This is a genomic window from Dokdonia sinensis (genome assembly GCF_003688895.1).
Classification (GTDB): domain Bacteria; phylum Bacteroidota; class Bacteroidia; order Flavobacteriales; family Flavobacteriaceae; genus Dokdonia; species Dokdonia sinensis.
In genome coordinates this window covers 161,568-173,732 of record NZ_REFV01000004.1, presented here as the reverse complement: position 1 = coordinate 173,732, position 12,165 = coordinate 161,568, and the positions used below count along the sequence as shown (strand labels likewise).

13 protein-coding genes are annotated in these 12,165 nt (G+C 39.8%); 12 read left to right on the top strand and 1 reads right to left on the bottom strand.

The window, feature by feature from the left end; translation table 11 throughout:
- Positions 1-222 precede the first annotated feature (222 nt).
- Positions 223-1,308, top strand: a complete 1,086-nt coding sequence (locus EAX61_RS05985) for a methyltransferase (RefSeq protein WP_121916762.1) — start codon at positions 223-225, stop codon at positions 1,306-1,308.
- 18 nt (positions 1,309-1,326) lie between these two features.
- Here the strand turns inward: EAX61_RS05985 and EAX61_RS05980 are convergent, their stop codons facing one another.
- Positions 1,327-2,487, bottom strand: a complete 1,161-nt coding sequence (locus tag EAX61_RS05980; protein ID WP_121916761.1) for a glycoside hydrolase family 130 protein — start codon at positions 2,485-2,487, stop codon at positions 1,327-1,329.
- Between the two features lie 140 nt (positions 2,488-2,627).
- On the opposite strand from EAX61_RS05980, the gene EAX61_RS05975 reads away from it, so the two are divergent.
- From EAX61_RS05975 to EAX61_RS05925, 11 genes are all read left to right on the top strand, one after another.
- Positions 2,628-4,634 carry an alpha-ketoacid dehydrogenase subunit alpha/beta gene (locus tag EAX61_RS05975; RefSeq protein WP_121916760.1) on the top strand — a complete coding sequence of 669 codons (2,007 nt, stop codon included), beginning with the start codon at positions 2,628-2,630 and terminating at the stop codon, positions 4,632-4,634.
- Positions 4,635-4,900: 266 nt separating this feature from the next.
- The gene (locus EAX61_RS05970) at positions 4,901-5,062 is read left to right on the top strand and encodes a DUF1328 family protein (RefSeq protein ID WP_121916759.1); all 162 of its coding nucleotides are present in this window, start codon (positions 4,901-4,903) and stop codon (positions 5,060-5,062) included.
- A 70-nt stretch (positions 5,063-5,132) separates the two neighbouring features.
- Positions 5,133-5,615, top strand: coding sequence for a lipocalin family protein (locus EAX61_RS05965; RefSeq protein ID WP_121916758.1), 483 nt, complete (start codon positions 5,133-5,135; stop codon positions 5,613-5,615).
- Positions 5,616-5,665: 50 nt separating this feature from the next.
- Positions 5,666-6,367, top strand: a complete 702-nt coding sequence (locus tag EAX61_RS05960; RefSeq protein WP_121916757.1) for a YiaD family glycine zipper/OmpA-like lipoprotein — start codon at positions 5,666-5,668, stop codon at positions 6,365-6,367.
- A 74-nt stretch (positions 6,368-6,441) separates the two neighbouring features.
- Positions 6,442-7,560 carry an NAD(P)/FAD-dependent oxidoreductase gene (locus EAX61_RS05955; protein WP_121916837.1) on the top strand — a complete coding sequence of 373 codons (1,119 nt, stop codon included), beginning with the start codon at positions 6,442-6,444 and terminating at the stop codon, positions 7,558-7,560.
- Positions 7,560-8,270: a methyltransferase domain-containing protein gene (locus tag EAX61_RS05950; protein ID WP_121916756.1), complete on the top strand. Its 711-nt coding sequence runs from the start codon at positions 7,560-7,562 to the stop codon at positions 8,268-8,270. The genes EAX61_RS05955 and EAX61_RS05950 overlap by 1 nt, the downstream gene beginning before the upstream one ends.
- On the top strand, positions 8,267-9,319 hold the full coding sequence (locus EAX61_RS05945; protein ID WP_121916836.1) for a type III polyketide synthase: 1,053 nt from the start codon (positions 8,267-8,269) through the stop codon (positions 9,317-9,319). The genes EAX61_RS05950 and EAX61_RS05945 overlap by 4 nt, the downstream gene beginning before the upstream one ends.
- Positions 9,320-9,324: 5 nt before the next feature.
- On the top strand, positions 9,325-10,113 hold the full coding sequence (locus EAX61_RS05940) for an SDR family oxidoreductase (protein ID WP_121916755.1): 789 nt from the start codon (positions 9,325-9,327) through the stop codon (positions 10,111-10,113).
- Entirely contained in the window at positions 10,110-10,556 is a 447-nt protein-coding gene (locus EAX61_RS05935) for a 3-hydroxyacyl-ACP dehydratase FabZ family protein (RefSeq protein WP_121916754.1), read from the top strand. Before EAX61_RS05940 ends, EAX61_RS05935 begins: the two co-directional genes overlap by 4 nt.
- A complete protein-coding gene (locus EAX61_RS05930) occupies positions 10,549-11,820 on the top strand; it encodes a beta-ketoacyl-[acyl-carrier-protein] synthase family protein (protein WP_121916753.1) in 1,272 nt (423 codons plus the stop codon). The genes EAX61_RS05935 and EAX61_RS05930 overlap by 8 nt, the downstream gene beginning before the upstream one ends.
- Positions 11,821-11,859: 39 nt before the next feature.
- The gene (locus tag EAX61_RS05925) at positions 11,860-12,108 is read left to right on the top strand and encodes an acyl carrier protein (protein ID WP_121916752.1); all 249 of its coding nucleotides are present in this window, start codon (positions 11,860-11,862) and stop codon (positions 12,106-12,108) included.
- The last annotated feature ends 57 nt before the right edge of the window (positions 12,109-12,165 follow it).

The following is a 12,165-nucleotide window of genomic DNA, read 5'->3' as shown; positions in this document are numbered from 1 at the left end:
TTTTATCGTCGGTATACCGTAAAATTCTATGTATTGTGTCTATTTATGGTTGTCGATATGCTGTAAAATTATTCTATGATATATCATTCCTGTAAACTACAAAAAGAAATTAGGAAATCTATCTATTAAAATTAAATAGAAGTCTTTTATGGTATTTCCTGTGATTGGCAGATAGTTGACTTACCTTACAAAATCACAGGGGCATCCCTAAAAAATAAAAGAATGACGATTACCCCTCAGATTAACAGACCATCACCTATCTTTTTTGAAAAGCCATTTGCAACTTTTGAGCGCGAGACAGACGTAAGCCGTACGCTTAGGACATTAGAAAGAGGGAAAGAAGTTTTGATTTCGGGATTTTATAGCGACGGCTTACAATTACTCAAGGCGGTTAAGGACTATCTGGATAAGAAGATGCCTAATGACACATTTAGAGAGCAATATGCGCACCGTGCTGAGTATTATAGGCTGTCTAACCTCATTGTTATCCAAGTTATAGACCATAAATTAATAGTTAAAAAAGCACCAGCGATAGGTTGGCTAAAAAAACTCTATCCTGAGCACGAAGAGTTTTACTTGCCATTCCCAAAAGCACAAGGAATGAACAGCTCCTGGCAATGGTATAAAAATGGAATCGTAATACCAGTCCTGCGTAATAAAGTACATCCTTTTTATGGAATATATTTTCCTACGCGTTTTGAGCATTTGGAGGTATTTGATAATTGGTTAAAGCGATATGAGGGTCCTAAAAAGACTGCCGTAGATGTGGGAATAGGTAGCGGCGTTCTCGCCTTGCAATTGGTACAACACGGTTTTCAAAAAGTATTTGGTACAGACACAAATCCTAATGCTATTTTCGGTTTAATGGAATCTATGGGGGTAACCAAACTCTCGCGTAAGATTGAGTTGGACCACGCACCATTTTTTGGAAAATTTGACAAACCCACGGAGCTTATTGTTTTCAATCCCCCGTGGTTGCCAGTTTCAGAAAGTCTTAAAGATGTGGATGATGCAATGTATTATGATGAACAAATGTTTCCTGAATTTTTCGCGAAAGCGAAAGAACTCTTATTACCAGATGGAAAACTCGTTCTTTTATTTTCTAACATTGCACGTATCACAAATGTCACAAAAGAGCATCCCATAGAGGCCGAACTAGCACATAGCGATAGGTTCCAGTTAGAACGCTGCTACAAGAAAAGAGTTAAAAATGCTTCTGATAAAACTAAACGCGAGCAACACTGGCGAGGCTCTGAGGAAGTGGAGCTGTGGGTACTTGCGCACAAGGAAGCGACTCTGGCATTCTAAACAGTGCTTGGTACATCCTTAGTTTTCTACGTCGTGTACGGCAACCGCAATTTTAGAGTCGGCGGTGCCATAGTATAAGAACCATTTGTTTTTAAATTGGACTAAACCTTCGACAAAACACACTTCGTTTACTTCGCCTACTTTTTCATAATCCTTATCTGGATGAATAAAGTATTGATCCGTTCTGTCAATGAGTTTAAAAGGTTCGTTTTTTTCAAATAACGCCTGACCAGCCGCATAGGTAAACTTGGGTAGGCTTGTATCATTATAGTTTGCCGCATTGCTCCCGTTATAGATTAATAATATACCTTCCTCTTTATACATTGCATAAGGTCCTGGCTCTACCAAACGACTGTCAAAATACCCTCTACGAGGATGGAGCACAGAGATTATTTTTTGATTTTCTGCATCTTCAGATACTTCCCAATGTATAAGATCATCTGAGGTAGCTATAAATAGATTTGTATCGCCAAAATACATCCAGTATTTTCCATTTATTTTTTTTGCAACATTTTTAGAATCTTCCACTTGAATCACAATAGCTCCAGATTTTGACCAGTAGTTTTCATACTTTTCTCCTTGTAATACAAGGCCGTGCTTGGTCCACGTGCGCAGGTCTGTAGAGGAGGCAATGGCAAGACGAGCTGTTTTTCCGTCATAGGCTGTGTAGGTCATTATATACTTACCTTCTTCACTCTCGATAATACGAGGGTCCTCTACACCGTCAAAATAGCACGTCTTACACTCTTCGAGAAGCTCATCTGTATTTAGTTTCTTGTAATTCCATTCGTACACTTTCATCGCATCATTATCTGGATAGAAAACTGGCGTTTTTTCTTTTGCAAAATTTAGACCGTCTATGCTTGTAGCTAGCCCTATGCGTGACGTCCCCATATCATCTTGTGCTCTGTAAAACAAATACACCGTATCATTATGTACAATCGCAGATGGGTTCAGCACGTTTCTAGCTTCCCAATTACTTTGTGTTTTTGTGATAGGACAAGTAAAGGCTTGGGTGACCGTTGGTTTTAAAATGGGATTAATACTATCCATTTTTGTAAAATTGGTAAATGCCCAATCTTGATGACTGGCTTGTGCCCCAGCAATGGGAGCAGATTCATTTTTGCAGCTACATACTATAAGAGTAAAAAGGATTGCAAAAAAAATAGACTTATTCATATGATTATTGGTTGGGATTAGTTCAGTTGGTCATTATTCTCTATCGTAAGGTACAATAAATTTATAGGCGTAATTCTCATCTAACAGTCCTAATCACTTTCCAATAATTCCCTACATTTGATATTACAGAAACATACCTAATGGCGACTACCACAAATCCTACAGTACCCTTTACATATGACCGTAAATCTCTGGACGATACCACCCTTTTGAAGCTCTATCGCGCGATGCTTAAACCGCGTATGATAGAGGAAAAAATGCTCATATTATTACGTCAAGGCAAGGTTTCTAAGTGGTTTGCAGGAATAGGGCAGGAGGCCATATCTGTAGGTGTGACGAGCGCAATGCAAGCTGAGGAATACATTCTCCCCATGCATCGCAACCTAGGTGTTTTCACAACACGAGAAATCCCGTTATATCGATTGTTTACCCAATGGCAAGGCAAGGCGAGTGGCTTTACAAAAGGTCGTGACCGTAGTTTTCACTTCGGGACACAGGAATATAAGATTGTAGGAATGATTTCCCATTTAGGTCCACAGTTGGGCGTGGCCGATGGGATCGCGCTAGCGCACAAACTCAGAAATGAAAAAGCCGTTACGGCAGTATTTACTGGGGAAGGAGGTACGAGTGAGGGAGATTTTCACGAGGCGCTTAATGTCGCTTCCGTTTGGCAACTTCCCGTGCTATTTTGTATTGAGAATAATGGCTACGGCCTATCTACGCCTACGAGTGAACAATACAACTGCGAGCACCTTGCAGACCGTGCTAAGGGCTACGGGATGGAATCCCACATAATAGACGGTAATAATATCCTCGAGGTATACACGAAAATTTCTGAGATTACAGAAAGTATGCGCAACAATGCACGACCTGTGCTCATTGAGTTCAAAACCTTCAGGATGCGCGGGCACGAGGAGGCGAGCGGTACAAAATATGTTCCGCAGGAGTTGATGGACGAGTGGGGAGCAAAAGATCCCGTGACTAACTTTCAGCAATTCTTAATGGATGAAAATATCCTTACCGAGGAGCTCAACGTTCAGTATAGCGAAGAAATCCTAGCCGAAATAAACGAAGGTCTGGATGCCGCTTATGCAGAGGATGCTATTGTTCCAAATTTGGAAACCGAAATGGAAGATGTGTATGCGCCATTCCGCTTCCGCGAAAGCGAACCCAGCACCACAACAGAAGAACTCCGACTCATAGACGCTATCTCACAGGGCTTAAGGCAGTCTATGGAAAAATACGACGACCTTATTATCATGGGGCAAGATGTTGCCGAATATGGAGGCGTTTTTAAAATCACAGATGGATTTGTAGCGCAGTTTGGGCGCGACCGAGTGCGCAATACTCCCATTTGTGAAAGTGCCATCGTCGAAACGGCAATGGGACTTGCGATTAACGGAAAGAAAGCAATGATGGAAATGCAATTTTCAGATTTTGCAACCTCTGGTTTTAATCCCATCGTAAATTATCTGGCTAAATCACATTACCGATGGTCACAACCTGCAGCTGTTGTTATTCGTATGCCTTGCGGTGCAGGAGTTGCCGCGGGACCTTTTCACTCGCAGACAAACGAAGCGTGGTTCACGCACACGCCAGGTTTAAAAGTGGTCTATCCAGCCTTTCCAGCAGATGCTAAAGGTCTACTAGCCACCGCCATCGAAGACCCAAATCCAGTTTTATTTTTTGAACATAAAGCACTCTACCGAAGTATCCGTCAGGAAGTACCTACAAACTATTATACCATACCATTAGGAAAAGCAGCGCTTTTAAGGGAAGGTAATCAGGTTTCCATTATCACTTATGGCGCAGGTGTTCATTGGGCTTTAGAATTATTAGAAACCGCATCACATATCGACGCAGATGTTCTAGATTTAAGAACGCTCCAACCATTAGATAAAGAAGCTATATACGCTTCGGTAAGGAAAACGGGAAAAGTCTTGTTGCTTACGGAGGACTCATCTTTTGGGTCTGTGATGTCAGATATCTCGGCAATGGTTGTGGAAGATTGTTTTGAACATCTTGACGCTCCTGTACGCCGGGTGACAAGTCTAGACACGCCAATCCCTTTTGATGCTGAACTCGAGAAGCAATATCTGTCCAAATCTAGATTGCTCGAAACACTCGAGGAGCTTCTAGCCTATTAATTATTTCTTTTTTGAATTAGGTTTGGGATTATATTTATTACCAGCACCCAGCACCCAGCACCCAGCACCCAGCACCCAGCACCCAGCACCCAGCACCCAGCCCATTCTTAACATTTAATTCTGTTAATTTTTTGCGTTAAAAATTGCTTTTTCTCCTCAAACTTAGAAGTCATTAACAGTTGCTAGTTAAAGATTATTAATCTGGCTTTCTTAAGCAGAAAGGGTATGTAGTTTTGAGACATACTAATCAATAAAACCAATAGACTATGTTACGCTGGACAATTATTTTTATCGTTATTGCAATTATCGCTGCCATCTTTGGATTCGGAGGAATCGCTAGTGGCGCAGAAAGCATCGCCAAAATTTTATTCTTCATTTTTATTATTCTATTTGTGCTTTCACTTTTGAGTAGATTATTTAGAAAATAAAATAGAAATATTACAATTAAGGAGTCTCTCAGTTTTGAGAGGCTCTATTTTTATCACTTAAATCAAACAAATGAAAAAGATATTATTAATTGCTTTTGCAGCAATTGTTACTACAGCCTGTGGACCAAGTAAAACGGTTCAAGAATCAAAAAAAACACTTAAAGGGTACTGGACACTTAACGACATAAGTTATGACAGACCAGGAACCTTTAACGTTACCATATTTGAAGATACCTCTGCCGAATGTCTTGAAGGAAGCCAGTGGCGTTTTATCCCAAATAACAATTTTGGGAACTACGAAATTTCAAATACAAGTTGTCCTACTGGAAAAAGATATTTTGTATGGACCATACCAGATACTGGGGATAACGCATCTAACTACGATATTATGCTGAAACCTACAGATGAGAAAATGAAGTCTACTATGAACAATACTGGATTTAGACTAGCACTATCTTACCTATCTGATGATCAGTTACAAATCAGACAAACGGTGCAATTAGAAGGGAGTCCATTTACAATTAAAATGAACTTTTCTAAGAACGCCGAGTAATCCAGATAGGAAACTAGACCGTAGATTTAACAAACCTTAAAAATAACAGAATGAAAAATATATTTAAAACATTAGCAGTAGTTGCAATGAGTGCTACAATGCTTGTAGGTTGCGAGGCAACAAAGAATGCAAACAATAAACAAAAAGGTGCCGTAATAGGTGCTGCAGGTGGCGCAATCCTTGGAGCCGTAATAGGAAACAACGTAGGAAGCGGTGATAATTCTGAACTAGGTGCCGTTATAGGTGGCGTAGTAGGAGGCGGTGCTGGCGTCCTTATAGGAAGCAAAATGGATAAGCAGGCTCAAAAGATAGAGCAAGAAATCCCAGGAGCTCAAGTGGAGCGTATAGATGATGGTATAGTTGTAACTTTTGATGAAAATTCAGGAGTTTATTTTGACACCGCAAAGTATAATGTAAACGCAGAGTCACAAGTGTTGTTAAACAAGCTAATTACCGTGATGAAAGAGTATACGCAAACGAATGTTATTGTAGCTGGTCACACGGATAGTGTAGGGTCAGATGCTTCAAACTTAACATTATCTAAAAATAGAGCAGAGGCTGTGACTGGATACTTTGTAAGTAATGGTCTTTCTGCAGGACGATTTACTACAGTTTGGTACGGAGAAACTCAACCAGCTGCAGATAATTCAACTGCTGAGGGTAGAGCAAAGAATAGAAGAGTAGCTCTTGCAATTGTTCCAAATGAGCAAATGAAGCAAGATGCAATAAAAGAAGCCGGAAACGGTCAATAAAACTTATTGTAAATATTTTATAAAGCCTCAATGCTCTTGCATTGAGGCTTTTTTTCTTTCTATCTTCGGGACGCGTGAAAAAACAAGACAGCATAATAATTATAGGCGGAGGTATTGCAGGATTAACGGCCGCAATTCATCTTGCTGGTAAAGGATGTGCTGTGCAACTTATAGAAAAGCAATCCTACCCTAAACATAAGGTATGCGGAGAATATTTATCTAATGAGGTGCTTCCTTACTTGAAACATTTGGGTATTGAACCTTTTGCTCACGGAGCTACAAATATTACGCATTTCCACTTCACAGGATTTTATGGAAATGGTTTAGAGACAGAGTTGCCACTAGGGGGATTTGGTATGAGTCGGTATACTTTTGACAAACTACTTTATGATCGTGCAATCGCCTTGGGAGTTGATGTTATTAAAGATGAAGTGACGTCCGTTTCTTTTAGTGACAATATCTTCGAGCTGACCTTAAAAATATGGGGCACTTGCACCGCAGATTATATCATAGGAGCCTACGGAAAGAGAAGCGGACTTGATATTACGCTTTCGCGAAAGTTTATCCAACACAAATCTCCGTGGCTTGGCGTTAAAGCTCATTATAAGGCAGATTTTCCAGACCATCTGGTAGGATTACACCACTTTAAAGGAGGATATTGTGGCTTATCTAAAGTTGAAGGTAATAAAATAAATGTATGCTACCTCGCAGATTATGAGTCATTTAAAAAATACAAATCGCTAGAGATCTATCAAAAAGAAGTTCTAGAACAAAACAGCAAATTAAAATCTTTCTTTTCCGAATCTGAAATGGTTTTCGAAAAGCCATTATCTATTAGTCAAATATCGTTTGAAAAGAAAACCGCTGTAGAAAATCATATTTTAATGGTAGGAGATAGCGCAGGACTTATTCATCCGCTATGTGGTAATGGGATGGCAATGGCCATACATAGTGCAAAAATAGTTTCACAAGCCCTATTAAGCCATTTTGAAGAACAAACAACGCGCGCTCACTTAGAAACAAGTTTTACCCAAGAATGGAATCACACCTTCAATGCAAGAATGCGCAATGGTAGCATCATACAGCGCGGCTTACAAAGTACTATTATTACCAAACTTGCGGTAAATTTTTTAAGGCGTTCACCCAGAACATTAACCAAAGTTATTAAATCAACTCACGGTACTCCGATATAATGTTAGACCTAACACACAGAAGCAGCGCGCCAGAGCTCATGGATAATCCAGAGCTGCCTACCTCGGAACTTATTCCTGCGCTCAATGATATAACAAAAGTGAATAAACTGCTCAATGGCAATCTAATAACTGTGAAAGCAATTGAAAAATTATTTGAGGAGTTTCCAGATAAAAAAGAGTGGAGTATTGTAGATTTTGGTTGTGGTGACGGACAGATGTTACGGCGCATAGCTCGATATTTTGAGAAACATACTAACGCTTTACATCTTATCGGAGTAGATCTCAACGCAAAAAGTATACAATTAGGAAAAAACCTATCTACCGAGTTTCCGAACATAAGTTTCGAGCAACGTAACATTCTAGAAGTAGATGAAAAAGCGTATGATTGCGATATATTGCTATGTACGCTCACGATGCACCATTTTAATGATGAGGAAATTATTCAGTTTATGCAAAAATTCCAAAAACTTGCAGGTATCGCGATTGTGGTAAATGATTTAGAAAGGAGTGCGGTTGCCTATCAGTTGTTTAAGGTATTTAGTCGTATTTTTATGAAAAGTAAAATTGCAAAACACGATGGGCGTATTTCCATAGCCCGTTCGTTTAAGAGAAAAGAATTAGAAGCATACGCCAGGGAGTTGGATCTTAAGAATCACTCCATAACTTGGAAATGGGCGTTCCGCTATCTATGGATAATAAAGACTGTATGAGTGTAAAAATAACAACTGTTGCAAAACAGTTGCCTCAATATTCCAGAACGACTGATGAGATCTTACCATTTCTGGATATCTGGCTTGAAGGACAAGAAGATCGATTTAAACGCAAGGTAAAGAAGATTTTTGGGAATGCTGCTGTAGATAAACGTTACAGCATTATGGCTCCTGAAGAAGTCTTTACGGCAACCACATTTCAAGATAAAAATGATATTTATACAAGAGAAGTTGTAAAATTAGGGGAGCAAGTACTTTCTAAAGCGTTAATAAAATCAGGTTGGGAGTCTCAATCTATTGATTTTATCATTACCGTAAGTTGCACAGGGATTATGATTCCTTCTCTTGATGCTTATTTAATAAACTCCTTAAAGCTCAGACAGGATATCATTAGACTTCCTGTCACAGAAATGGGCTGCGCGGCCGGAGTAAGCGGTGTGGTTTATGCAAATGAATTTTTAAAGGCAAACCCTGGCAAGCGAGCTGCCGTTATTGCAATAGAAAGCCCTACAGCAACATTTCAACACACAGACTATTCTATGGTAAATGTGGTAAGTGCTGCTATTTTTGGGGATGGAGCAGCTTGCGTTTTTCTATCTAGTAAAGAGGAGGATAGTGGGCCAGAAATCGTAGACACGGCAATGTATCATTTTTATGATGCCCAAGAAATGATGGGTTTTAAGTTGGTAAATACTGGCTTGCAGATGATTTTAGATCAGAAAGTCCCCGAACAAATCGCCGATAAATTCCCAGACATCATACACCCTTTTCTTAAGGAGAATGGATATGACATAAAGGATGTAAATCACCTTATTTTTCATCCAGGTGGTCGCAAGATTGTTGAAACCGTGGAGGACTTATTCGGTAAATTAGGAAAAAATATAGACGACACAAAAGAAGTGCTACGTCTCTACGGTAATATGAGTAGTGCCACAGTACTATACGTTTTAGAGCGATTTCTGGACCGGAAGCTCCCAGAAGGAGATTTAGGAATTATGCTCAGTTTTGGACCAGGTTTTTCTGCGCAAAGGGTGTTACTTAAATGGTAATCTAAATGGAACAATCATATAAAAATAAATGGGCTATAATTTTAGGCGGTAGTAGCGGTTTGGGACTTGCTACGGCTCAAAAGTTAGCCCAAGAGGGAATGCACCTGTTCATCGTGCATCGCAGTAGGAGAAGTGTTTTAGGCGACCTAGAAAGTATTACAAGAAAATTAGAGGAACAGGGTACAAAAATTTATCAATTCAATATAGATGCGATGAACGCAGAAAAACGTTCGGCAGTTGTTCAGGAGGCACTTAAAAATGTAGGAATTGGAGCATTTAAGGTACTAGTGCACAGTATTGCAAGAGGAAACCTAAAACCTCTATATCACGAGACGGAAAGAACCCTGACTAATGAAGATTTCAAGTTAACTATAGATGCAATGGCGATAAATTGTTATGATTGGGTTTCCGCTTTCGCGAAAGCGGAATTATTTACCCACGACGCCAGAGTCATTGCATTTACAAGCGAGGGTAGTACACGGGCTTGGCACCAGTACGGAGCCGTCGCTGCTGCCAAAGCCGCACTAGAAAGTATCATACGAGGCATCGCATTAGAATTTGCCCCTATACACCTCAAGGCAAATTGTATTAAAGCAGGGGTTACGGATACAGAAAGTTTACGAATGATTCCAGGGAGTGAGATGATGAAGTCCGAAACCTTAAGGCGTAATCCGTATGGAAGATTAACCACGCCTCAAGACGTTGCAAACGCTGTGTATCTATTATGTCGCGATGAAGCTCGATGGATTAATGGTACGGTTATTCCTGTGGACGGAGGAGAGCACATACGATGAATACAGAGCAAATCATATCCATACTTCCCTACGACGATCCATTTCTATTTGTAGATGAAATCGAGGAGGTGCAAGGCACAGGAGTGCGAGGTAACTATACATTCCCAAAGAATTCTTTTTTTTATAAAGGTCACTTTAAGAATAACCCTATAACCCCAGGAGTTATTCTAACAGAATGTTGTGCACAAATAGGATTAGTAAGTTTGGGAATATTCTTAATAGGTGATGAATCAAGATTGCTAGAGACAAAAATTGCGCTGGTACAATCTACAATGGAGTTTTTTGAACCTGTTCTTCCCGGAGAAAAAGTAGTTGTACAGAGTAAAAAGCTTTATTATCGTTTTGGTAAACTCAAATGCAAAGTGATGATGCAAAATGTACAAGGAGTGATTGTTTGTAGTGGCGAACTTTCAGGGATGATATACGATAAGAGAGATGAATAAAAGAGTTGTTATTACGGGTTTAGGAGTTTGCGCACCTAATGGTGTAGGGCTTTCACAATTTACGGAGAGTATTAAAAATGGAGTAGTAGGGGTTACATTCCATCAACAGCTTGCAGACTTAGGTTTTGGATGTCAGATTGCGGGACAACCAGAAATAACGGAGGAGTTACTTTCTCAATACTTTACGCCTTTGCAACTTAGAGATCTACAAGCAACAGGAATTTATTACGGGATGATCGCGGGAATAGACGCCTGGCAGGACGCGGGCTTGGAAGCCGGAGATAAAGATACCGTAGATTATGATTCTGGGATCATCTTTGGCACATCGACATTAGGTGTAGACAAGCTCAAAACGGCTATTGAGATGACAGACCAAGGCAAAGTAAGGCGCCTAGGAAGCTCTGTGGTAATCCAAACAATGTCTAGCGGCATAAGCGCTTACTTAGGTGGGTATATAGGTGCTGGAAATCAAGTCACTACAAATTCTAGTGCCTGTACGACAGGTACAGAAAGTATATTAATGGGTTATGAACGTATTGCAGCTGGAAAAGCAGAACGTATGATTGTTGGAGGCTGTAATGACTCTGGACCTTACATCTGGGCTGGATTTGATGCGATGAGGGTACTGGATAAAAAACATAATGATGACCCAGTAAAAGGTAGTAGACCAATGGCTGCAGACGCTGGCGGATTTGTACCTGGTAGTGGGGCAGGAGCTTTAGTTTTAGAGAGTCTGGAAAGTGCTCAATCCAGGAGCGCATACATTTATGCAGAAGTTTTAGGTGGTGCTGTAAATAGTGGAGGACAGCGCGGTTCTGGAAGTATGACAGCACCTAATAGTGAGGCTGTACAAAAATGCATTCAAGCTGCTGTGCGGGCATCAGGAATAAAACCCGAACATATAGATACTATAAATGGACACCTTACAGCTACGGGAATGTGTCCAACAGAAGTTAAGAACTGGAGCTTAGCTCTAGGTCGCTCTGGAGACGATTTCCCATACATAAACTCTCTCAAGAGTATGACAGGGCATTGTCTGGCAGCAGCAGGTTCAATAGAAACCGTAGCAGGAATTTTAGAGTTAGACAATGGTTGGATTTTTGGGAACGTAAATTGTGGAGAAATTCATCCAGAAATTTTAGAAATTGTTTCTGCTTCCAGAATCCCTAGAAAAACAATGGATTTATCCTTAAAGATTTTAGCAAAAGCGAGTTTTGGATTTGGAGATGTAAACTGCTGTATGATTTTTAAAAAATATGATTAGGACCAGATAATTGCCTAAATTCGAAGAAAAAGGAATACTATGAATTCACATTACGAAGAACTTAAGAATATCATTAAGATATATTTACCAGAAGATGTTTCTGTAGATGAGATAACACCTAATAGTCATTTAATAAATGAATTAAACATCAACTCTGCAAACCTTGTAGATGTGGTTCTGGATGTAGAAGATCATTTTGACATCACGATAGAAGACGATGAGATTGAAAAAATGGATACTGTTGCCAGCGCATTAGAGGTCATCGATTCTAAAATTAATACGAAATAGTCTTAGCTTTAAAGACAACCGTAATAGAAATTAGATATAAAAAAAAAGCCAGCATTT